The following is a 22282-nucleotide window of genomic DNA, read 5'->3' on the forward strand; positions in this document are numbered from 1 at the left end:
ACATCAGGCTAGTTCAAGCCCGAGGTCCTCAGCCGAAATGCCCAGCCGCTTGATCTGATCGGCGACGGGCGGCCATAATTCGTCCAGAAACCGCCGCCGTTCCGCTTCGCGCAGGCGGCGCGCGGCGCCTTCGGCCACGAACATACCGACCCCGCGCCTGACCACTATCAGGCCGTCATCCTGAAAACATTGATAGGCCTTTGCGACCGTCAGCGGATTGGCGCCTTCTTGAGCGGCGAGCGCACGCACGGAAGGGAGGATGTCGCCATCGCGGTAGCTGCCGTCGAGTATCGATGCAGTAATGATGTCGCGAAGCCGCAGATAAACGGGTTTTGACTCATCGGCCATGAGTGCATCAGTGCCATAATACAGCGATGCAGGCAATGCGATGAGCCGTGTCCGCTACCGCAATCGCCTATCTATCTGTCCCAAATGGAAACTATTTTGTCATATTCTGGCCGAGGCCGTTCTTCCTGCGGCCGTCCCGGCGTGCCGATGAATATGAAGCCGGCAAGTCGCTCCTCCCCCTGGGCGAAGGCCTTGCGCACATCCTCATTATAGGCTGGCCAGCCCGTCAGCCACCCCGCCGCAAAGCCCAGGGCGTGGCTGGCGTGCAGCAGGTTCATGATCGCCGCGCCTGCGGACAATTGCTGTTCCCAGACCGGAATTTTGCTTCCAGCGACAGGATCGGAAAGCGCAACGACAAGGGTGGGCGCTTGATGGGCAAACTGGCGCATCGCCTCCAGTTCCAGACGCCCTGCATCCGGTTTCTCGCGTCGATAGGCATCCTCCAACAGGGTCGCGAGGCTTTCGCGTTTGTCATCCGGGACGATCACGAACCGCCAGGGCGCCAGCTTGCCATGATCGGGCGTGCGCAGCGCGATCTCCAATATCTCGCGCAACTGTCCGGCATCAGGGCCAGGCGCGATAAGGTCGCGCGGCTTACCGGAGCGGCGTGTGCGCAGGAGCGAGAGCGGAGTGGTAGCGTCGTTGAACATGGCGCTCCAAATGGCGCGGCTCCACGCAGGGCGCAAGGGCGGCCTGTTTTGACAGGGGCGGGATTTCCGATCTAGGCTTCGTATCACCTCAGCCCGGACGGGAAACGGATGGCGACCGCATCACCTATGACGCCCGCTTCGGGCAGGACATGGCTTGGCCATCCGCGCGGGCTGTTCCTGCTGTTCTTCGTCGAAATGTGGGAGCGCTTTTCCTTCTACGGCATGCGCGCACTGCTGATCTTTTACCTGACGCAGCATTTCCTGTTTTCCGACCGTGACGCCGCCCATTCTTACGGCGCCTACATGTCGCTAATCTATATCTCGCCCCTGATGGGTGGCTATCTCGCCGACCGTTATCTGGGGCAGCGCAAGGCGGTGCTGTTCGGCGGCATCGTCATCGCCGCCGGGCACATCATCCTGGGCATGGAAGCGGACGGATCGGCGAACAGCATGGGGCTTGGCCTCTTCTGGCTGGGCCTTGCGACGGTCATCGTCGGCACCGGATTTCTGAAGGCCAGCGTGTCGGCAATGGTGGGACAGCTGTATCCGCGCGACGATATGCGGCGCGATCCGGCCTATACGATTTTCTACATGGGCATCAATGTCGGCGCCACGATCGGGCCGGTGATCTGCGGCTATCTGGGACAGCGCTGGGGCTGGCACTGGGGCTTTGGCGCGGCGTCTGTCGGGATGATCGCGGGCGTCATCGGCTTTGTCCTGTGCAAGCCGCTGTTGCAGGGCAGGGGGGAACCGCCCGATCCGGCGCGGCTGGCGGAGCGAGTTGGCGGCATCATCAGCCGCGAATGGCTGGTCTATCTGTCCAGCATCCTGTCCATTCTGCTGTGCTGGCTGCTGATCCAGCAACATGCGGTTGTCGGGTGGATGCTGGCGGGTGCGAGCGTGCTGATGGTGATCTACATATTGTGGGAAGCGTTTGGCCGGATGGAGCGGATCGGGCGAGATCGCATGCTGGCGGCGCTATTCCTGTTGGTGATCAACCCGCTATTCTGGGGCCTGTATGAGCAGACGGGTTCGTCGCTCAGTCTCTTTACCCATCGCTATACGGACAGGAACATCCTTGGCTTCGAAGTGCCCGCTTCGATGTTCCAGTCGGTCAATGCGGCCTATATCCTGATCTTTGGGCCTGTCATGGCCGCCTTGTGGATCGCGCTGGCGAAGAAAGGGCGGGAGCCATCTACCCCTGCCAAGTTCGGTCTGGCGCTCATAATGGTCGGCGCAGGGTTTCTGATATTGGTGGCAGGAGCTGGCATGCCCGGAACGCTGACGCCGATCCTGTTCATCTTCCTTCTCTATCTTTGCCACACGCTGGGTGAATTGTGCCTGTCTCCGGTTGGTCTGTCGGCCATGTCGAAGCTGGCCCCGTCGCGGATGATCGGCCTGATGATGGGGATATGGTTCCTGGCGATGGCGCTTGGCGAATATGTCGCCGGGATGATCGCGGCTGCCACCGGCGGCACGGAGGGCGCGGCATCGCGGGACGGCGTGCTGAGCGTCTATGGCGAGATCGGCTGGTGGTCGATCGGTATCGGCGTCTTCGTGATGGTCATCGCGCCGTTAGTGAAGCGGTTGATGCATGCCGATAAGCCGGGCGGCGAAGAGGGCGCAGAGGCTGAGGCGCAGCGGGATAGCTTCGCCATAGTCGATCGTGCAAGCGACAAACCGGCCTGAACCGTCAGGAGGTCGCGCCCCAAATGTCGGTGGCGCGAATGAAGCCGCGCTGACCGCCGACGTCGAAACCGCACCAGCCGTCGTTGCAGGACGACAGCCGACCCACCACGCCCTTTTCCGCGCGGAAAACGGTGCGTGCTCCATCGCGCGCGGAATCCCGCATGGGCGCGACCGATGCCGTGACGATCGCGGTCGGCGTGTCGCTGAGCAGCCGGACGTGCATCCAGCCCTGCGTTCCGCCCGGATCCTCAATCTTGCGCCACAAGCCCAGAACCTGGACCACCTTCACCGGCAAGTCGCGGCGGCGATAGACCCAGCTTGAAGGATAGTCGAGGCTGGGTCCGACGCGCATGCGCGCTTCGTCCTGGCTGAGCGAGGCCCAGTAGGGGACGGGTTTGGATGGCGCCGCTGATGTGCCGCTCGCGAACCACAGCGCGGCGGCGACGATCCCCGCTTGAGGCAAATACCTCTTCATCCCCGATCTTTTCCCCTTGAAGTGACAGCCGGTTATAGCGTCGGGCCGATGCGCCCGACAACCATTGTCTTGGGCCTGTGCCATAAGCGCTTGACCACCGCCATCGCCAGGAATAGCGGCTGATCATGGCCAAGAAACCGCGTCCCGCCAAGCCGCGCGTCGTCGTGACGCGTCGCCTGCCTCCCAATGTCGAGGCACGGATGGCCGAACTGTTCGATACGGTTTTCAATGTGGGCGATGTGCCCATGGACCGCACGGCGTTGACCCGGGCGATGGCGCAATGCGACGTGCTCGTGCCTTCTGTGACGGACCAGATCGACGCGGCGCTCATCGACCTTGCGCCCGAACGCCTCCAACTGATCGCCAGCTTCGGCAGCGGGGTCGATCATATTGACCTCAGCGCGGCACGGCGGAAGGGCATCATCGTCACCAATACGCCCGGCGTGCTGACTGAAGACACTGCTGACATGACGATGGCGTTGATCCTGTCCGTACCCCGCAGACTGGCCGAGGGTGAGAAGCTGGTGCGATCAGGCACCTGGCCCGGCTGGAGCCCGTCGGGCATGCTGGGGCATCGCATCGGCGGCAAGAAGCTGGGCATTATCGGCATGGGCCGGATTGGTCGTGCGGTCGCGAGGCGTGCGGCGGCCTTCGGTCTGTCGATCAGCTATCATAATCGTCATCGCCTGCCCTTTGAGGTCGAGCAAGAGTTGCATGCCACATGGCATGACGATGTCGATACGCTGCTGAGCGAATGTGACATCGTGTCGATCAACTGTCCGCTCAACGCCGACAGCAGGGCATTGATCGACGCGCGGCGCATCGCGCTGATGCGGCCCGACGCCTATCTCATCAACACCTCCCGCGCGGAAATCACCGACGAGCCTGCGCTGATCGCGGCGCTGGCGGAAGGCCGGATCGCCGGAGCCGGGCTGGACGTCTATGCGCATGAGCCAGCCGTCGACCCGCGCCTGCTCGCATTGTCCAACGTGGTGCTGCTGCCGCACATGGGATCGGCGACTTTCGAGGGACGGGACGCCACCGGCGCCCGCGTGATCGCCAACATCCGCAGCTGGGCCGACGGGCACCGCCCGCCCAATCAGGTGTTGGAAGGCTGGGTCTAGATTGCAGGCGGTGGCGCGGATTATTTGACCGTAAAGCTGTATCTCCCCGAAATCTTGTGTTGGTCGGCGCCAGCCGCATGCCAGTTGAGGTCATAGCTGCCCACCGGCAAGGCGCGGGGGAGGGTGACCGTCAAGGTCCTGCCATCGCCTTCGACCGACGTCTTGAAGCCCTTGATCGGCATGGGTGCGTGGCTGGCCATCCCCGGCATGCCGGTCATGACCAGATCGACGCCGCTCGAGGCCGGAAGCAGCTTTTCGGAGAAGGTCAGGCTGAGCTTTGCGGGCTTGCTGACGGTAGCGTTGGGCGCAGGGGTGGAGGACAGCAATTTCGGCTGTGCGCTTGCCAGGGAGGGTATGGCGGCCAACATAAGGGCGGCGGCGAACAGGGTGGGGCGCATGATGCTGAACTCCGGTAATTCTTTGCTCACGGGATATGGGCGGCTTCCCTGACCTCGCAAGGATGGGCATAAATTTTTGCATGAGGCTTTGGAAGGTGCAGCATATATCTTTCGGGAAAGGGGACTGGGATCATGAGCGGCCATGACCGTCGCGGTGTGATCCGGGGATTGGGCGGCGTTCTGGCGCTGAGCCCGCTATTCCCTGCCTGGGCGCGAAGCGGCACTCCGGGACTGACGCCTCAATCAGGGGTATTGAGCGGCGAAGATATCGCGCTGACCATCGGCGAAGGGCATTTTTCCACAGGCGGACGCTCTGCGCATGCGGTCATGGTGAATGGTACGTTGCCCGCGCCACTCATTCGCTTGAGGGAAGGGCAGAATGTCCGGCTGTCGGTCAGTAACAGGCTGAAGGAAGATACGTCGATCCACTGGCATGGGCTGATCGTGCCTTTCCAGATGGACGGCGTGCCGGGCGTCAGCTTCCCCGGCATCCGGCCGGGCGAGACTTTCACCTACGAATTTCCGGTGCGGCAATCAGGCACCTACTGGTATCACAGCCATTCGGGCATGCAGGAAGCGGTCGGCCATTACGGCCCGATCGTCATCGATCCCGCCGACGCCGACCCGGTGCAGGCGGATCGCGAGCATGTGATCGTCCTGTCTGACTGGAGCCCGATCCACCCCCATATGCTGCTGAAGCGGCTGAAGCAGATGGGCGGCTATTTCAACATGCAGAAGCAGACGCTGGCCGGGTTGCTGGCGGGCAAGGATCAAACCGCAAAAGAGCGCCTGCAATGGGGCGCGATGCGGATGGACCCGACCGATATATCGGACGTGACCGGGTCGACATACAGCTTCCTCGTCAATGGGCACGGCACAGCGGAAAACTGGACCGGCCTTTTCACGCCGGGTGAGCGGGTGCGCCTGCGGATCATCAATGCTTCGGCCATGACCAACTTCAATGTCCGGCTGCCGGGGCTGGCGATGACGGTGGTGCAATGCGACGGCCAGCATGTACAGCCGGTCGAGACGGACGAGTTCCAGATCGGCATCGCGGAAACCTATGATGTCGTCGTTCAGCCCGCCGAGCCTAAGCCCTATGGCTTGATTGCGGAAGCGATCGACCGGTCTGGCCTGGTCCGCGCTACACTGGCGCCGCGCATGGGTATGGCTGCGGAGGTGCCAACGCTACGTGAGCGTCCTCTATTGGGCATGAAGGATATGGGCATGGACATGTCCGGGATGGACATGGGGCACGGCGGCGTCATCGACCTCAGTCAGCCTGCCAATGAAGGCATGGCCGGGCATTCCATGAAGATGCGGGACAAGTCCGTCGCGCCGCAGGTCAGCATGGGGCCGGGCGTCGCCACGCTTTCTCCTATGCCTGTGGATCGCATCGCTGATCGGCCGACGGGGCTGGAAAATGTTCTGCACCGGGTGCTGACCTATGCCGACCTCAAATCACTGCATCCGCACAAGGACCGGCGGACGCCATCGCGAACGCTCGACATCCATCTCACCGCGAACATGGAACGCTATATGTGGTCCTTCGACGGGGTGAAGCTATCCGACGGCGCCGAGCCTATCCCGTTCCGCCACATGGAGCGAGTGCGCGTGAACCTTATCAACGACACGATGATGCCTCATCCCATCCATCTGCATGGACATTTCTTCGAACTCGTGACGGGGGCGGACGAACATAACCCGCTCAAGCATACGGTGAACGTTCTTCCCGGCGGCAAGGTGAGTTTCGACCTGACCGCCGAGGCGCTGGGGGACTGGGCATTTCACTGTCATATGCTGATGCACATGCATGCGGGTATGATGCGCGTCGTGACGGTGCGTCACGAGGAGGACGCAGAATGAGGCTCGCCGTCACGGCGCTGCTGCTGCTTTCTCCCACGCTCCCTGCTCAGGCGCAGCAGATGGATCACAGCCACGTTGCCCTGGAGCAGGTGCCGCAGGAGGATCATGCGTCGCATTCCCCTGCCGACGCGAGCAAAGTCGAGCCTGCTGCCGACCAGGACATTCCTCAAGGAACGCCGCCAGCACCGCCCAGCGACCATGCCGCCGATGCCTTCTACAGCGCGGACGAAATGGCACGCGCCCGCGCCGCCATGCTCGAGGAGAGCGGCGGCATGCGCTTTTCCAAGCTGATGCTGGACCGGTTGGAATATCGTGCGGGCAGGGGGGGCGATGCCTATCATTGGGAAGGCGAGGGCTGGATCGGCGGCGACATCAATCGCCTGGCTTTCAAATCGGAAGGTGAGGGCAAGGCGAGCGGCAGGCTTGAGCATGCGGAGGTGCAGGCGCTCTACAGCCGGGCGATCGACCCTTGGTTCAATCTGGAGGCGGGCGTGAGGCAGGACTTCGGTCCCGATCCCGACCGCACTTATGTGGTCGCCGGGATTGATGGCCTTGCTCCCTACTGGTTTGAAGTGAGCGCTCAGGCGTTCCTGTCACACAAGGGCGACGGGCATATGCGGCTGGAGGCAAGCTATGACCAGCGCATCACGCAGCGGCTGATCTTGCAACCGGCGGCGGAACTGAACTTCGCCGCCCAGGATGTTCCAGAGCTTGGCATAGGATCGGGATTGTCGGACGTCGAATTGGGGCTGCGGCTGCGCTATGAACTCGCCCGCGAGTTCGCGCCCTATGCCGGGGTGAATTGGGAACGCAGGCTGGGCGGAACGGCTCGCATGGCAAGGACCAGTGGGGATAACGCATCTGTCGCCAGTTTCGTGATGGGCGTTCGTTTCTGGTTCTGACCGCACGTTTCTGGAGCGAGGGGAACAGATCGCAGCCCTAACGGCTGTGGAACCGGCGAGCGCCGTCATCTGTTCAGACAATATCTATTTATAGCGAAGGATTACATCATGATCCGTCTTGCCATCATTTCGCTGGTGATCGCTGCGGTGCTGGCCATTCTCGGCTTTGGCGGCGCGGCTGGCACCTTTGTCGGCATTGCAAAGATTCTCTTCTTCCTGGCGATCGCGCTGTTTGTGATCTTCCTTGTTCTCGGCTTGCTTGCTGGAAAAGGGATCAAGAACGCCATAGATTGAGTCCATGATCGAGATTGGCGCTGGAGTTGACGAAACCGGTAGATTGACGCGAGACGAAGCCGGTTTCCTGCTCCAGCGCGATCTGGGCGGGACTTTCCGCCTGATTCTGCTGCGCGTTCCTGTAGACCATGTGGAAAAGCGCGTTCGCGTGCAGGGCTATTATGCAGGCGATGAAACCGTGGAGGTGGAGGGCGTCGCTGCCATTTGAATTAGTCCGTTGGCAGCGATCACGGTTCAGGCGGTCAGGGGATCGCCCGGCGGAACGGTCGTGTGAGTCTGCACGAAACGTGCGCAAGCACCCACGCCGCGGTTGTTTTCCAGCGGGAGTGCGGTTTCGCAATAGGCGCATTCGGCCATCAGGCGGCCTACCATCCATTGGCTTCGGCCACAGCTGGGGCAGTGATTGGCTTCCCCGACATGATAATGGATGATGTATCCCCTTAGGGCCGGGTCAAATGACTTGCCGGTCACGAGGTTGGAAACTGGGCGCATCGTCTCTTCCTCCTCAGACATATTTTATCGGTCATCCAGCGAAGAATATCGTCGATATTTCAAAACACTGCGATACAACGACTTAAGTCAGAGCGCGCGACCCGCTTTATTTCCTGGTAACCCGCTCCATCTGCCAGAACGCGATTACACCTCAATGTATCCCGCGTGCACGGACGCCGTCTACAATAAAGATTTGCAGAACGTCCCATTTCGCGCCTTCGCATTGACTTGGCGACGGCAGTCGCTATGGCGGCGGCCATCAAGGGACATACCCGCTTCGGCCATCGGTTGGGGCGCATCCCGCCATCTTGCCCCCCGTCATCCGATGTGCGGGTCAGGCTCCCGGCGGAATGTCGTTATCCTCCTAGCCCCTTGGCCGGGCATTGCGAGGAGACGCACGACTCATGACCGCCATCGGACAGGACACTCTCGGCACGCGCGACACTTTGAAGGTCGGCGGCAAGGACATTGCCTATTATTCGCTGAAGAAGGCTGCTGCGAAGCTCGGCGACGTTTCGCGCCTGCCTTTCTCGATGAAGGTGCTGCTGGAAAACCTGCTCCGTTTCGAAGATGGCGTGACCGTCACCACCGACGACATCAAGGCGATCGTCGATTGGCAGAATGACAAGGGCAAGGCGGAGCGCGAGATCCAGTATCGCCCCGCGCGCGTGCTGATGCAGGACTTCACCGGCGTTCCCTGCGTCGTCGACCTCGCGGCGATGCGCGACGCGATGACCGCGCTGGGCGCCGACGCCAGCAAGATCAACCCGCAGGTTCCCGTCCACCTCGTCATCGACCACTCGGTCATGGTCGACGAATTCGGCACGCCCAAGGCGTTCGAGCAGAATGTGGAAATCGAATATCAGCGCAATCTGGAGCGCTATGACTTCCTGAAGTGGGGCAGCAAGAGCCTTGCCAACTTCTACGCCGTCCCCCCGGGCACCGGCATCTGCCATCAGGTGAACCTGGAAAATATCGCGCAGGCCGTTTGGTCGTCGCAGGATGAAAGCGGCGCGACCGTCGCCTATCCCGACACCTGCGTCGGCACCGACAGCCACACCACCATGATCAACGGCCTGGGCGTTCTGGGTTGGGGCGTGGGCGGTATCGAGGCCGAGGCCGCGATGCTGGGTCAGCCCGTCTCCATGCTCATCCCCGAAGTCGTCGGCTTCAAGCTGACCGGCGAACTCAAGGAAGGCGTGACCGCCACCGACCTCGTGCTGACCTGCACGGCCATGCTGCGCCAGAAGGGCGTCGTCGGCCGCTTTGTTGAATATTTCGGTCCCGGCCTTGCCTCGCTGTCGCTGGCCGACCGCGCGACGCTTGCCAACATGGCACCGGAATATGGCGCAACCTGCGGCTTCTTCGGCATTGACGACAAGACGCTGGATTACATGCGCCTGACCGGCCGTACCGAAGAGAATATCGCGCTGGTCGAGGCTTATGCCAAGGAGCAGGGCTTCTGGATCGACCCCGCCGTCGAGCCGGTCTTCACCGACACGCTGGAACTGGACCTCGCCACCGTGGTCCCCAGCCTCGCCGGGCCGAAGCGTCCGCAGGATCGGGTTTCGCTGCCGGAAGTCGATGACGTGTTCAACGCTGACCTGGTCAACACTTACAAGAAGGCGCAACAGCGCGTGCCGGTTGAAGGCAAGGATTTCGACATTGGTGACGGCGACGTCACCATCGCCGCGATCACCAGCTGCACCAACACGTCGAACCCCGGCGTCATGGTCGCCGCTGGTCTGGTGGCCAAGAAGGCGAACGAACTGGGCCTGAAGCCCAAGCCTTGGGTCAAGACATCGCTTGCACCCGGTAGCCAAGTGGTTACCGATTATTTCGCTAAGGCTGGCCTTCAGGAGCACCTCGACGCTGTCGGCTTCAACCTCGTCGGCTATGGCTGCACCACCTGCATCGGCAACTCCGGCCCGCTGGCTGAGCCGATCAGCAAGGCGATCAACGACAACGGCCTCGTCGCCGCAGCCGTGATCTCCGGCAACCGCAACTTTGAAGGCCGCGTGTCGCCGGACGTTCGCGCCAACTTCCTCGCCTCGCCGCCGCTGGTCGTCGCTTATGCGCTCAAGGGCACGGTGATCGAGGACTTCATCACCACGCCGATCGGTCAGGGCAAGGACGGTCAGGACGTATATCTGAAGGACATCTGGCCGACCAATGACGAAGTCGCCACCACCATGGCGGGCTGCATGGACCGCCCGATGTTCCAGGCGCGCTATGCCGACGTCTACAAGGGCGATGCGCACTGGCAGGCGATCGACGTCACGGGTTCGGCCACGTATAGCTGGCAGGCCGGTTCTACTTATGTCGCCAACCCTCCCTATTTCGAAGGGCTGAGCATGACCCCGGCGCCGGTCACCGACATTGTCGAAGCCAAGCCGCTGGCGATTTTCGGCGACTCGATCACCACCGACCACATCTCGCCGGCCGGTTCGATCAAGGCGACCTCGCCCGCTGGCAAGTGGCTGAGCGAGCATCAGGTCGCGCAGGCCGACTACAACAGCTACGGCGCGCGTCGCGGCCATCATGAAGTGATGATGCGCGGCACGTTCGCCAACATCCGCATCAAGAACCTGATGCTGGACGGCGTTGAAGGCGGCATGACCCGCTATGACGGCGAAGTCATGCCGATCTACGACGCGGCGATGAAGCACAAGGCGGACGGTACTTCGCTGGTCGTCATCGGTGGCAAGGAATATGGCACCGGATCGTCGCGCGACTGGGCCGCGAAGGGCACCAACCTGCTCGGCGTCCGCGCCGTGATCGTCGAAAGCTTCGAGCGTATCCACCGTTCGAACCTGGTCGGCATGGGCGTGCTGCCGCTCCAGTTCAAGAATGGCGAGAGCAAGGACACGTTCGGCTTTACGGGCGATGAAACCTTCACCATCCAGAATGTCGCGGGCCTGAAGCCGCGTCAGGATGTGGACGTGATCGTGAAGCGAGCCGATGGCTCGACCTTCACCTTCACCGCGCTCTGCCGGATCGATACCGTCAACGAGCTGGAATATTTCATGAACGGCGGCATCCTGCAGTACGTCCTGCGCAAGCTGGCCGCCTGATCAGCCAAGGATAATTGCTAAAGAAGTAGGCTCTCTCCGAAAGGAGGGAGCCTTTTTTTGGTCATCCTTGCGTCCCTTCCCGCACTGGGTGAAAATTGTTCACGCCTTGCCCAAGTCGCTGATAATGGGTCGGCATGACAATTTTCATCGAACTGGTCGGCTGGCTCGGCGCGCTTCTGGTTCTGGGCGCCTATATCCTCGTTTCGGCCGGGCGACTGTCGGGCAGCTCAGCGGTTTTCCAGTGGATGAACGCGCTCGGCGCAGCTTTCTTCGTGCTCAACACCTGGTGGCATGGCGCTATTCCATCCATGGTGCTCAACATCGTCTGGAGCGCTATCGGTTTTACGGCCCTGTGGCGGATTTGGCGGGCCAAGACTGCGAATGGCCGATAGGAGGGTTATCGCCTCCTCAAGAAAGGCTGGGGTGGCGGGCGCGCGTTCGATCGATTAGGCATCTCATCAGCAATGAAAAAAGCACTGATCGTCCGTCATGTGCCGCGAGAGGGAGCGGCCGGTTTTCTCCAGCCAATCGAGGCGGCTGGCTATGAGATCGAACGGATCGATGTCGCCAGCCCCGAATTCGCCCATGTGGATTTGTGCACGCCCGATCTGCTGATCATGATGGGCGGCCCGATGGGCGTTTATGAGCATGACATTCATCCCTGGATTCCGGTGCAGATCGACAAGCTCGCCGCACGGCTGGAGCAGGACCTGCCAACGCTTGGCGTATGTTTGGGCAGCCAGATGATTGCGGCGGCGCTCGGCGCGCGCGTCTATCCCGGTGAGGCGATGGAACTCGGCTTCGCACCTGTCACGTTGAACGGCGCGGGCGCGGATTCGCCTTTGCGGCATATTCAGGATGTGCCAGTGCTGCACTGGCATAGCGATACGTTTGAGCTGCCGCGCGGCGTCGAACTGCTGGCCTCAACCGATGCGTACGCGCATCAGGCATTCCACCGGGGCCGTAATCTGCTGGCGCTGCAATTCCATGCCGAGATGGGCGAGGACCCGCGCTTTGAGGATTGGTTGACCCATTTCTGGGCCGATCTGGACATCGCCAAACAATGCGGCGTGGCCCTGCGGCGTGATCATGACGAACATGGGCCGGGAGCGGTCGCGGCGGGCCGCGCGATGATCGGCGATTGGCTGGCGAAGTTAAGCGGCTGACCGGCTGGGCCGGAATTTAGGGCCGATCGACATTCAGGAGATGGCGTGTCGAAAATGGTGGTTTTCCGTGACCCTTGAAGCGAGTCACGCGCCTCGCTTCAACGCAGCGTACTCAAAGTACGTGAGCACCGGAAGCTCGGGGAACCGCCATTTGCAGGCCGCCAGAACTGAATGTCGATCGGCCCTAGAATTCGACGTCCAGTTCCTCGACCTCATCCGGTTCTTTCCGGGCATCGTCGATCCACTCGCGCATCAGGTCCCAGCTGTTGACCGTGTCGCAATAGGCGGCTGCGGGGCCTTGCAACGCCACGGCATAAGTCAGAAACCGCTGTACGACGGGCGCAAACATGGCGTCCGCCACGGTGGGGCTGTCGCCGAACAGCCAAGGGCCGCCGTAGGATCCCAGGCATTCGGTCCAGATCGCCTCGACCCGCTCAATATCCGGCTTGGCCCCTGAAAAGATCGGGAACTTCTTGTGCCGGACTTTCAGGTTCATCGGCAGGGCGGATCGCAGGTTGGCGAAACCGGAATGGATCTCACCCGATATCGAACGGCAATGAGCGCGCGCAATGCGATCCTTGGGGTACATGCCTGCATTCGGATATAGTTCATGCAGATATTCCGCGATGGCCAGCGTGTCCCAAACGCTTGCGCCCTCGTGGGTTAGGCGCGGCACCAGCACGGAAGGCGTCAGGAGCAAAAGCTCGGCGCGGTTTTCCAGATTTTCCAGCGCCACCATCTTCTCGGTGACGCGTAGTCCGGCGAGGCGGCACAGCAGCCAGCCCCGCAGCGACCAAGAGGAATAGATCTTGCTCGATATGGTCAATTCCGCAACGGCCATGACGATCCTCCCGATGTTTATAGTTTTCCATCAAACATGATGCAGCGCAATACGGAAAAATCAGTATAACGAACGACGGCGGCCGAATCGGCCGGGGGAACATTTTGGGGCGCCGTTCATATTATGACGATGCTGTATAGTGGCTATCAGGCTATGGAAGACATGCTGGCTCCCGCGCGCTTCGGCGCCGAACTGGCCCTGAATCTCCGCGACAAGATGGGTCCGGTGGCTGATTGGCCCATGCCGCGCCGCATGTTCGCGCTAATGGACGTATTCCAAGGTGCCCGGCTCACGCACAAGCGTCGCGCCTATGGCGTCAACGAAGTCCGCAGCGGCAACGCCCTTGTTGCGGTGCGGGAAGAAGTGGTCCTTGACCTGCCCTTCGGCAACCTGCTTCACTTTGCGAAGGACGATGTCGAAATGGAACAGCCCCGCGTGCTGCTCGTGGCGCCGATGTCGGGCCATTTTTCTACCCTATTGCGTAACACCGTGCGGACCTTGTTACGCGACCATGACGTCTACATCACTGATTGGAAGAATGCGCGCGATGTTCCGTTGTCGGCAGGGCGCTTCGGCTTTGACGACTATGTCGATTATGTCATCACCTTCATGCAGGAGCTTGGTCCGGGCGCGCACATGCTGTCTGTTTGCCAGCCCTGCGTACCGGCCTTTGCCGCTGTCGCGCTGATGGCCGAAGATGGCGATGCCGCGACACCACGATCCATGACGCTGATGGGCGGCCCCATCGACCCGCGTGCGGCGCCGACCGTCGTCAATGAATTGTCCAATGAGCGGCCGATTGAGTGGTTCGAACGGCAACTCATCACTTCCGTCCCGATGCGTTATCGCGGTGCCGGGCGGCGGGTCTATCCGGGCTTCCTGCAACTGTCAGCCTTCCTGTCGATGAACCTGGAACGCCACGGCGCCCAACATCGCGAGCTTTATCAGTTGCTGGCGGATGGGAAGGAAGAAGAGGCCGAGAAGATCAAGGATTTCTATCAGGAATATTTCGCGGTTCTGGACATGACTGCCGAATTCTACCTGGAGACGGTAGAGCGCGTGTTTCAGCGCACTCTTCTCGCGAAGGGCGAACTCAAGCACCGCGGTCGACTCGTCAATCCGGGTGCCATTCGCAAGACGGCGCTGCTGACGGTCGAGGGAGAGAAGGACGATATCTGCGCGGTCGGGCAAACGGCGGCGGCGCATGCGCTTTGCACGGGTTTGCGGCCTCATCTGAAGCGCCATCACCTGCAAATCGGCGCGGGCCATTATGGCGTGTTCTCGGGTAGCAAGTGGGAAAAGGAAGTTTTTCCGCAGGTCCGCAACATGATCCTGGCAATGAACTGACCGAGGATTAAGCCCCGCCCTCTGGTCGCGACCATATCCATGTTCCGCCAATTAGTGCGGCCGCGACCGGGATCAGGAACCAAGGGAAAGGCACCAGGAACAGCGCCAGCACTGCGCTGAACGTGAAAGCCGCAAGCGCCGCCTGCTTTCCCCGGCGGCTGATCGCACCCTTGTCGCGCCAACGGCGAATATGCGGCCCGAAATGCCGATGATCGAGTAGCCTCGCCTCCAGTGCCGGGCTTGACCGGGCGAAGCAGAATGCCGCCAATATCATGAATGGCACGGTCGGGAGCAGGGGAAGGACAATGCCCAGCGCGCCGAGGCTCAGCGACATAAATCCCGCCGCAAGATAAAGCACCCGCCTCATCAGGCGGCGGGCAGTCGCAGCCGTACCATCAGCCCGCCCAAGTCTTCGCTTTCTTCCATCGCCACCGATCCGCCATAGATTTCCGCGACGTCGCGCACGATGGCCAGGCCAAGGCCGGTGCCAGGCTTTCCGGAATCCAGCCGAACGCCACGGTCGAAGATGCGGGTCCGTTCCTCCTGCGGGATACCCAGGCCGTCATCCTCGACCAATATCTCGACCATGGTTCCGGCGCGGCCAACCGTGGCGAACACACTGCCGCCACCATATTTTGCCGCGTTTTCGATAAGGTTGCCCAGCATCTCGTCCAGGTCCTGACGCTCAACCCGGACGGCAACCTCCTTGTCGCCATCCATGTCGATCCGCGCTTCGGGATAGAGGCGCTGGACGGCGCGCTCGACTGCTTGCAGGCTTGTCCATACTTCCGCCCGGCTTTGCGCCGCGCCGCGCCGCCCAACCGCGCGGGCGCGCGCTAGATGGTGATCGACCTGCCTGCGCATCGTGGTCGCTTCCCGAATGACGGTTTCCCCAAGGTCCGCAGATTGCGCGGTCGCGGCGTTCATAATGACGGTCAGCGGCGTTTTCAGCGCGTGGGCAAGATTGCCCGCATGGGTTCGCGCCTCTTCCGCCTGTCGCTCATTATGAGCGAGAAGGGCGTTCAGTTCCTCGACCATGGGTAGCACTTCGGACGGCATCGGTTCGGTGACGCGGCTCTTTTCGCCCGCCCGCATCCTGACGATTTCCTTGCGCACTCGACGCAGTGGCCGCAGCCCGTAAAGGGTCTGAAGTGTCGTCAGTACGATCAGGCCGAGCGCGAGAAGGGCAAAACTCTGGGTCAGCGTGGATCGCAACGTGGTGATCTGGTCGTCCAGCCCGGCACGGGCAGCCGCGACCATGAACATCCAGCGCGTATTCGAACCCGGCAGAACGATGGTCCGCTCCATGATCCGCAAGTCTTCACCCGGAAACTGCTTGCTGTCATAGGCGTGGAAGCTGCGATCATCATGCTCGGGCAGCACCCTTAGCGCCCGATCCCACAGCGATCGCGATCGCCAATCCTCATGCCCCTTGGCACTGATCTGGTAATAGAGGCCGCTATTGGGTTCCAGAAAGCGCTGATCGGCCAGCGGGCGATTGAACAGCACTTCGCCATCCGGCCCGATCTCGGCCGAAGCGATCATCGCCGTCAGCACATAGTTGAGCCCGTCGTCGAAATTGCGTGTGATCGCCTGCGACAGCACGCGGTCGAGCGCCAATCCGCCACCCAGCAGCAGGACGCTGATCCACAGCGCCGCGATGCCGATCATGCGCCGACTGAGCGACCCGGTCGAATGGACCGTGGGAGGGGTGGCTGGACTGGTCATTACAGCTGTCTGTTGCCCACTCCGTTCGCCCGGGCTTGCCGAAGATCGTCCCGGCAGAAAAGGGGGCTTTGGCGGAACCAGCCCGAGGCAGAATTTGAGACCTTAGCGGGCGGGCTCGTCCAGGCTGTAGCCAAGACCGCGTATCGTCGTGATGACGTCCGCGCCCAGCTTCTTGCGGATGCGGGTAACGAACACTTCGATCGTGTTGGAATCGCGGTCGAAATCCTGATCGTAGATATGCTCGATCAACTCGGTGCGGCTCACCACCTTGCCCTTATGGTGGAGAAGGTAGGACAGCAGCTTATATTCCTGCGCAGTCAGTTTTACCGGCTCGCCCTTCAGCGTGACCTTGCCCGAGCGCGTGTCCAGCCGGACGTCGCCCGCGATCAGTTCGCTCGATGCATTGCCCGAAGCGCGGCGGATGAGCGCGCGCAACCGCGCGATAAGTTCCTCGCTTTGGAACGGCTTGGCTAGGTAATCGTCCGCGCCTGCGTCCAGTCCTGCGACCTTGTCGGACCAGCTGTCCCGCGCGGTCAACACCAGCACCGGGAAGCTTCGTCCCTCCTTGCGCCAGCGGTCCAGCACCGTCAGCCCGTCGATCGTGGGCAGGCCAAGGTCGAGGACCACGGCATCATAGCTTTCCGTCGTGCCCAGGAAGTGTCCATCCTCGCCATCGGTCGCAAGGTCGACGGCATAGCCAGCGCCCTCCAACGTGTTGCGGAGCTGTTGCCCAAGGCTTGGTTCATCTTCGACGATCAGCAGACGCATATGGCTCCGTTTCTTTGTATTTTGCCCATTGGCGCGTCAGTGCGCCCAGCCGGTTATATCGCCTGTGCGCCCGTCCGCATCAACCCAAACCACCTTGCCGTCCTTCACATATTTCAGGCGATAGCGGTTGGAGGATGGATTGAATTCCGCGCCGAGGTAGGTCGCCCCGCCCATGGCGGCATCTACGCGCCGCTTGATGAGGGAAAATGGCATGGTCTGCCCGTCCAGCATAGCCCGGCGCGCAGCGTCCTGCTCGCCACGCTGACCGGCCTCAGCGGAGGAGGGCACGGCCACCATCGCGGCGATGGCGGCCATACCCGCAATCAGGCTGCTAAGCTTCATCGTCATGTGGCATGCCATAGGCGACAAGCATTGAACAGGTGGTGAATGGTGGCGTCAGCGCGGTGACAGGTGCCGGTCAGCGTTCCAGCGCATATTGGACGGTTAGCGTCACGGACGATCCAACCTGGCCCGGTTCCACCGGCGTCGCCTCCGCCGCATCGGCCTTGAAGCGTGCTGTCATCATCGGCATCGGCGGACGGCCGCCGCTATTGCTTTCCGCGATGGAGACGAGCCGCGCGGTACGATAGCCCGCCGCCTGTGCATAGAAATCCGCCTGCGCCTTGGCGCTCTTCAACGCCGCGCCGCGCGCCTGTACCAGCATCGGGGTGGGGTCTTCGATAGAGAAGGACGGGCCGTTGACGTTGGTTGCGCCCGCTTCGACCAGCGTGTCGAGCAGTTGCCCCGTCTTCTTGATGTCGCGCAGCTTGATCGTCAGCTGGTTCGACGCTTCATAACCAATGAAACGAGGCCCGGCAGGCTGACCGTTCTGATTGCTGTAGTCATATTGGGCGTTGAGATTAATGCCGCTCGTCTGAATGTCCTTCTTTGGAATCCCGGCCTTGGCAAGGGTGGCGATCAGACGGTCCATCTTCGCCGCATTTTCGCGCATAGCCTGCGCGGCTGTGGGCGCGCGAGTCTGGACGCCCGTGCCGACCACGACCTGATCCGGCGCCGCTTCGACGGTCTCGGTTACGTTGAGCGTCACGACAGGAGCGGTTTCGGCGATGGTGACGTTGGTCTGCGCGACCGCCATGGCAGGAATCGATACAGCGGCGGCGGCCATCAGGGCCAGGGCGGACTTCATGAGCGTATCTCCTTGAAAAGCGATGCAGCCCGTTTGTAACGGCTGCGATGAATGGACGCTGACAGGCGTTGAAAGCCGTCAGACAGCATCCGGTTCCACGCGCTCTTGCCCCGGCGCGCCGGAAGTCCTAGCTGCACGGCCATGGCCGCCCCTATATTCTCCTTCGAAAATCTTGGTCTCAGCCAAGGAAGCCATTGGCTTTTCCGTCATCTCGACATTTTTGTCGGCGATCGTGACCGGCTGGCGCTGATCGGCCGCAATGGCGCGGGCAAGACCACGCTGCTGAAGCTGATCGCGGCGCAGATCGAGCCTGACGAAGGGACGCGGTCGGTTGTTCCGGGCGCGCGCGTCATCATGCTGGAGCAGGACCCCGACGTCAGCAGCTTCGCCACCCTGCATGATTTCGCGCTGGCGGGCGAATATGCGCCCCCCGCGCATGAAGTGGAGGCGATCGCCAGCCAGCTTGGCATCGACCTGTCGCGTGAGGCCGCGACCGCCAGCGGGGGCGAGCGCCGCCGCGCAGCCATTGCCCGCGCGCTGGCGAGCGAGCCCGACCTGTTGCTGCTGGACGAGCCGACCAACCATCTCGACATCGACGCCATCGATTGGCTCGAGGGCTGGCTTGCCCGTTATTCCGGTGCATTCATCGTCATCAGCCATGATCGCGCTTTCCTGACACGCCTGACGCGCCAGACCCTGTGGCTGGATCGCGGGTCGATCCGCCGCAGCGAGATCGGTTTTGGGGGTTTCGAAGAGTGGATGGAGGCCGTCTATGCTGAGGAGGCCCGTGCCGCCGAGAAGCTCGACGCCAAGCTAAAGATCGAGGCGCACTGGCTGGAACGCGGCGTCACCGCGCGCCGTAAGCGCAATCAGGGGCGTCTCGCCAAGCTTTGGGAAATGCGGGCGCAGCGTGCGGCCATGGTCGGCCCCCAAGGCGTCGCGAAGATCGCCGTCGCTGCCGACGACAGCAAGACCAAGAGCGTCATCGCCGCGGAACAGGTGACCAAGAATTTCGGTGACCGCACGGTCATCAAGGACTTCTCCCTACGCATCCAGCGCGGCGATCGCATTGGTATCGTCGGCGGCAACGGCGCTGGCAAGACGACGCTCCTGAAACTCCTGACCGGCGAACTCGCGCCTGATAGCGGCGTCGTCAAACAGGCCAAGTCGCTCGACATGATCTTCATCGACCAGCAGCGCAGCCTGATGCAGCCCGATAAGCGTGTCCGCGACGTGCTGGCGGAGGGCGGCGACTGGATCGATGTGCGGGGCGTGCGAAAGCATGTTCACGGTTATCTCAAGGAATTTCTCTTCGACCCCTCGCTGGCCGAGGCGCGCGTGGGCACGCTGTCCGGGGGCGAGCGGTCACGCCTGCTCTTTGCCCGTGAGTTCGCCCGCGAATCGAACCTGCTGGTGTTGGACGAGCCGACCAACGACCTCGACCTCGAAACGCTCGACCTGTTGCAGGAAGTGATCGCCGACTATGACGGCACGGTGCTGATCGTCAGCCATGACCGCGACTTTCTGGATCGCACGGTGACGGTGACGCTTGGTCTGGATGGTTCGGGGCAAGTCGATGTGATCGTCGGCGGCTATGCGGACTGGGTCGCCAAGCGACAGCCGAAGAACGCGCCTCGGGCAGAGAAAAAGGCTGCCGCCGCTCCGCCCCCGCCAAAATCCGCGTCGACCAAGCTCAGCTACAAGGATCAGCGGGATCTCGACTTGCTGCCCAAAACCATCGAAAAGCTGGAACAGGACATTGTTCGCGATGAGGAGGCATTGGCCGACCCATCGCTCTACACTCGCGATCCCAAGCGGTTCGCGGCGCTGACAAAGGCGGTTGAACAGGCGCGTGCCGACAAGGATTCGGCCGAGGAGCGCTGGCTGGAACTCGCGGAAAAGGCCGAGGGACTGAGCGGCTGAACGAAGGGGAATAGGAATGGCGGCGATGGACGGATCAGCTTCAGGCGCTCTTGACCAGGCGCGCTCGCATCATGCCGTTCATTATGTCAATCGCGTCGGCTGGCTGCGCGCGGCTGTTCTCGGCGCGAATGACGGCATCGTATCGACCGCCAGCTTGCTTGCGGGCATCGCCGCGTCGGGCGCGTCGCGCGAAACCATTCTGCTGTCGGGCATAGCCGCCCTGTTTGCTGGCGCCATGTCGATGGCGGCGGGAGAATATGTGTCGGTCAGCGCGCAATCGGACACGGAACGGGCCGATCTCGCCAAGGAGAAACATGCGATTGCTCAGCAGCCGGATGTGGAATGGCAGGAGCTGCGCGGCATCTACGTAGAGCGCGGCCTCACCCCCGAACTGGCTGGAGAGGTCGCGCGACAATTGATGGACGCCGACGCGCTTGCCGCCCACGCTCGCGATGAACTCGGCATTTCGGATATCAGCACGGCGCGGCCGGTTCAGGCGGCACTGACTTCGGCAGCGACCTTTTCCGTCGGTGCGATCGCTCCGGTCATCGCGGCGGCGGTCAGCCCGGCACCCCATGCGCTGGCGAGCGTCGTCATAACCTCGCTAATCTGTCTTGCCCTGCTGGGCTATGCGGGCGCGCGGCTGGGTGGAGGCAAGTTAGGCCGGTCGGTCGGCCGGGTGCTGTTCTGGGGCGTACTCGCAATGGCGATCACGGCAGGTGCAGGCAGGCTTTTCGGCGCGGCGATATGATGGCAAGGTCCGCGCCATCCGGATTCCCAAGGAGAAGATCATGACTGCGATCCAGCAAATTCCGATCAAGACGATCAAGGGCGCCGACGCCAGCCTCGCCAACTATGCGGGGAAGGTCGTTCTGGCGGTCAATGTCGCCTCCAAATGCGGCCTGACCCCGCAGTATGAAGGGTTGGAAAAGCTCTACCGCGATTACAAGGACAAGGGGCTGGTGGTCGCCGGCTTCCCCGCCAATGACTTTGCCGGCCAGGAACCGGGAAGCAATGACGAGATCGCGGAATTCTGCACCACCAATTTCGGTGTCGATTTCCCGATGTTCGAAAAGATCGTCGTGACCGGCCCGGAAAAGCATCCGCTCTACGCCGCCCTGACCAGCGAGCAGCCCAAGGCTGCGGGTGAGGGCGATGAATTTCGCGAAAAGCTTCGCGGCTATGGCATGACGCCGACCGAAGAGCCCGAAGTGCTCTGGAATTTCGAAAAATTCCTGATTGCCAAGGACGGCTCGGTCGCGGCCCGCTTCGCTCCCGGCACCACGCCTGATGATTTGGCGCTGGTATCCGCGATCGAGGCTGAACTGGCGAAATAAGGGACGGGCATCTGGGTCGGCGCTGTTCGCGGCGCCGGTCTGGATGTCGTTGATCGCCTCATGCTTTCGCCCGCCATCGCCTTTCAACAGATCGGCCCGGTGCTGGAAACGCTCAGCATCGTCGGGATCTTCGTGTTCGCGGCGTCTGGAGCGCTGGCGGCGGCCCGGCTGGGACAGACGCTGGTTACCTTTGCGTTTTTCGCGCTGGTGACTGGGGTAGGGGGCGGCACCTTGCGCGACCTGTTGATCGGCGCACCGGTTTTCTGGGTGCATGATCCGGTTCCCGCAATCACATGCATGGTTGCGGCGCTCCTGATCTGGTTCACGCCGCGCCGCTTGTGGAGCGATCGCGCGCTCGATTGGCTCGACGCCATCGGCCTCGTCTCCTTTGCCGTGTTCGGAGCCGCCAAGGCGATGAGTTATGGCATTCCACCCTTCGTTGCCGCTCTGATGGGCGTGGTCACCGGCTGCGTCGGCGGCATCTTGCGTGATCTCCTCGCCCATGAGCCGTCCATATTGTTGCGCCCCGAACTTTATGTAACGGCAGCGGCCCTCGCTTCCGGCTTGTTCGTCATGCTGCGTTGGTGGGGGCTGGACGTGCCGGTAGCGGGCGTCGTCGCGGCGCTGCTAGGCTTCCTTTTGCGCGCCTTCGCGATCTGGCGAAGCATTGGCCTCCCCACCTACAAAGCTGATCGTTAACAGTTCAGAACGCA

24 protein-coding genes and 1 pseudogene are annotated in these 22282 nt (G+C 62.1%); 14 read left to right on the plus strand and 11 right to left on the minus strand.

Going from position 1 to position 22282, the window contains the following annotated elements; genetic code table 11:
* Positions 1-3: 3 nt before the first annotated feature.
* Both ACZ5TH_RS03440 and ACZ5TH_RS03445 read right to left on the minus strand, forming a co-directional pair.
* Positions 4-348: a GntR family transcriptional regulator gene (locus tag ACZ5TH_RS03440; RefSeq protein ID WP_449471873.1), complete on the minus strand. Its 345-nt coding sequence runs from the start codon at positions 346-348 to the stop codon at positions 4-6.
* A 71-nt stretch (positions 349-419) separates the two neighbouring features.
* Entirely contained in the window at positions 420-998 is a 579-nt protein-coding gene (locus tag ACZ5TH_RS03445; RefSeq protein ID WP_464794622.1) for a nitroreductase family protein, read from the minus strand.
* A gap of 108 nt (positions 999-1106) precedes the next feature.
* Between ACZ5TH_RS03445 and ACZ5TH_RS03450 the strand changes: the two genes are divergently transcribed.
* Positions 1107-2687, plus strand: a complete 1581-nt coding sequence (locus tag ACZ5TH_RS03450) for a peptide MFS transporter (RefSeq protein ID WP_464794623.1) — start codon at positions 1107-1109, stop codon at positions 2685-2687.
* 4 nt (positions 2688-2691) lie between these two features.
* Here the strand turns inward: ACZ5TH_RS03450 and ACZ5TH_RS03455 are convergent, their stop codons facing one another.
* A complete protein-coding gene (locus tag ACZ5TH_RS03455; protein WP_449471876.1) occupies positions 2692-3162 on the minus strand; it encodes an SH3 domain-containing protein in 471 nt (156 codons plus the stop codon).
* Between the two features lie 125 nt (positions 3163-3287).
* On the opposite strand from ACZ5TH_RS03455, the gene ACZ5TH_RS03460 reads away from it, so the two are divergent.
* Positions 3288-4286, plus strand: a complete 999-nt coding sequence (locus ACZ5TH_RS03460; protein ID WP_464794624.1) for a 2-hydroxyacid dehydrogenase — start codon at positions 3288-3290, stop codon at positions 4284-4286.
* A 20-nt stretch (positions 4287-4306) separates the two neighbouring features.
* Here ACZ5TH_RS03460 and copC read toward each other — a convergent pair whose 3' ends face one another.
* The gene (gene copC / locus ACZ5TH_RS03465) at positions 4307-4687 is read right to left on the minus strand and encodes a copper homeostasis periplasmic binding protein CopC (protein ID WP_464795045.1); all 381 of its coding nucleotides are present in this window, start codon (positions 4685-4687) and stop codon (positions 4307-4309) included.
* Between the two features lie 129 nt (positions 4688-4816).
* On the opposite strand from copC, the gene ACZ5TH_RS03470 reads away from it, so the two are divergent.
* The 4 genes from ACZ5TH_RS03470 (at position 4817) to ACZ5TH_RS03485 (ending at position 7954) form a co-directional block, all read left to right on the plus strand.
* Positions 4817-6550, plus strand: coding sequence for a copper resistance system multicopper oxidase (locus ACZ5TH_RS03470; protein WP_464794625.1), 1734 nt, complete (start codon positions 4817-4819; stop codon positions 6548-6550).
* Complete coding sequence (locus tag ACZ5TH_RS03475) at positions 6547-7452, plus strand: copper resistance protein B (protein ID WP_464794626.1); 906 nt, start codon at positions 6547-6549, stop codon at positions 7450-7452. The genes ACZ5TH_RS03470 and ACZ5TH_RS03475 overlap by 4 nt, the downstream gene beginning before the upstream one ends.
* Positions 7453-7560: 108 nt before the next feature.
* Positions 7561-7746, plus strand: coding sequence for a DUF1328 domain-containing protein (locus ACZ5TH_RS03480; RefSeq protein ID WP_062120434.1), 186 nt, complete (start codon positions 7561-7563; stop codon positions 7744-7746).
* A 4-nt stretch (positions 7747-7750) separates the two neighbouring features.
* Positions 7751-7954: a DUF5818 domain-containing protein gene (locus ACZ5TH_RS03485; protein WP_464772161.1), complete on the plus strand. Its 204-nt coding sequence runs from the start codon at positions 7751-7753 to the stop codon at positions 7952-7954.
* Between the two features lie 26 nt (positions 7955-7980).
* Here the strand turns inward: ACZ5TH_RS03485 and ACZ5TH_RS03490 are convergent, their stop codons facing one another.
* Positions 7981-8259 carry a hypothetical protein gene (locus ACZ5TH_RS03490; RefSeq protein ID WP_230463325.1) on the minus strand — a complete coding sequence of 93 codons (279 nt, stop codon included), beginning with the start codon at positions 8257-8259 and terminating at the stop codon, positions 7981-7983.
* Between the two features lie 383 nt (positions 8260-8642).
* Between ACZ5TH_RS03490 and acnA the strand changes: the two genes are divergently transcribed.
* The 3 genes from acnA (at position 8643) to ACZ5TH_RS03505 (ending at position 12478) form a co-directional block, all read left to right on the plus strand.
* A complete protein-coding gene (gene acnA, locus ACZ5TH_RS03495) occupies positions 8643-11312 on the plus strand; it encodes an aconitate hydratase AcnA (protein ID WP_464794627.1) in 2670 nt (889 codons plus the stop codon).
* A gap of 134 nt (positions 11313-11446) precedes the next feature.
* On the plus strand, positions 11447-11704 hold the full coding sequence (locus ACZ5TH_RS03500; protein ID WP_464794628.1) for a CBU_0592 family membrane protein: 258 nt from the start codon (positions 11447-11449) through the stop codon (positions 11702-11704).
* A 72-nt stretch (positions 11705-11776) separates the two neighbouring features.
* Positions 11777-12478 carry a glutamine amidotransferase gene (locus ACZ5TH_RS03505; protein ID WP_464794629.1) on the plus strand — a complete coding sequence of 234 codons (702 nt, stop codon included), beginning with the start codon at positions 11777-11779 and terminating at the stop codon, positions 12476-12478.
* A gap of 184 nt (positions 12479-12662) precedes the next feature.
* Here ACZ5TH_RS03505 and ACZ5TH_RS03510 read toward each other — a convergent pair whose 3' ends face one another.
* Entirely contained in the window at positions 12663-13319 is a 657-nt protein-coding gene (locus tag ACZ5TH_RS03510; RefSeq protein ID WP_196226388.1) for a glutathione S-transferase, read from the minus strand.
* A 123-nt stretch (positions 13320-13442) separates the two neighbouring features.
* Here ACZ5TH_RS03510 and ACZ5TH_RS03515 point away from each other — a divergent pair, with 123 nt between their 5' ends.
* Positions 13443-14666, plus strand: a complete 1224-nt coding sequence (locus ACZ5TH_RS03515) for a polyhydroxyalkanoate depolymerase (RefSeq protein WP_464794630.1) — start codon at positions 13443-13445, stop codon at positions 14664-14666.
* 7 nt (positions 14667-14673) lie between these two features.
* Here ACZ5TH_RS03515 and ACZ5TH_RS03520 read toward each other — a convergent pair whose 3' ends face one another.
* From ACZ5TH_RS03520 to ACZ5TH_RS03540, 5 genes and pseudogenes are all read right to left on the minus strand, one after another.
* On the minus strand, positions 14674-15033 hold the full coding sequence (locus ACZ5TH_RS03520) for a YbaN family protein (protein ID WP_464794631.1): 360 nt from the start codon (positions 15031-15033) through the stop codon (positions 14674-14676).
* Positions 15033-16337 carry a sensor histidine kinase gene (locus ACZ5TH_RS03525; protein WP_464795046.1) on the minus strand — a complete coding sequence of 435 codons (1305 nt, stop codon included), beginning with the start codon at positions 16335-16337 and terminating at the stop codon, positions 15033-15035. Before ACZ5TH_RS03525 ends, ACZ5TH_RS03520 begins: the two co-directional genes overlap by 1 nt.
* 159 nt (positions 16338-16496) lie before the next feature.
* Entirely contained in the window at positions 16497-17162 is a 666-nt protein-coding gene (locus ACZ5TH_RS03530; protein ID WP_449471888.1) for a response regulator transcription factor, read from the minus strand.
* Positions 17163-17198: 36 nt separating this feature from the next.
* Positions 17199-17535: pseudogene (locus ACZ5TH_RS03535) on the minus strand (hypothetical protein).
* A gap of 45 nt (positions 17536-17580) precedes the next feature.
* Positions 17581-18309 (minus strand): SIMPL domain-containing protein, encoded by a 729-nt coding sequence (locus tag ACZ5TH_RS03540; protein ID WP_464772165.1) that lies wholly within the window; start codon positions 18307-18309, stop codon positions 17581-17583.
* Between the two features lie 141 nt (positions 18310-18450).
* On the opposite strand from ACZ5TH_RS03540, the gene ACZ5TH_RS03545 reads away from it, so the two are divergent.
* Genes ACZ5TH_RS03545 through ACZ5TH_RS03560 form a run of 4 tightly spaced genes read left to right on the plus strand, consistent with a single transcriptional unit; the run spans position 18451 to position 22268 of the window.
* Entirely contained in the window at positions 18451-20232 is a 1782-nt protein-coding gene (locus tag ACZ5TH_RS03545; protein WP_464794632.1) for an ABC-F family ATP-binding cassette domain-containing protein, read from the plus strand.
* A 25-nt stretch (positions 20233-20257) separates the two neighbouring features.
* A complete protein-coding gene (locus tag ACZ5TH_RS03550; protein WP_464795047.1) occupies positions 20258-20983 on the plus strand; it encodes a VIT1/CCC1 transporter family protein in 726 nt (241 codons plus the stop codon).
* 40 nt (positions 20984-21023) lie between these two features.
* The gene (locus ACZ5TH_RS03555; RefSeq protein ID WP_464794633.1) at positions 21024-21569 is read left to right on the plus strand and encodes a glutathione peroxidase; all 546 of its coding nucleotides are present in this window, start codon (positions 21024-21026) and stop codon (positions 21567-21569) included.
* A 60-nt stretch (positions 21570-21629) separates the two neighbouring features.
* Positions 21630-22268: a trimeric intracellular cation channel family protein gene (locus tag ACZ5TH_RS03560; protein ID WP_464794634.1), complete on the plus strand. Its 639-nt coding sequence runs from the start codon at positions 21630-21632 to the stop codon at positions 22266-22268.
* Positions 22269-22282: the final 14 nt, after the last annotated feature.

The sequence above is a fragment of the Sphingobium sp. TomTYG73 genome (assembly GCF_055394245.1).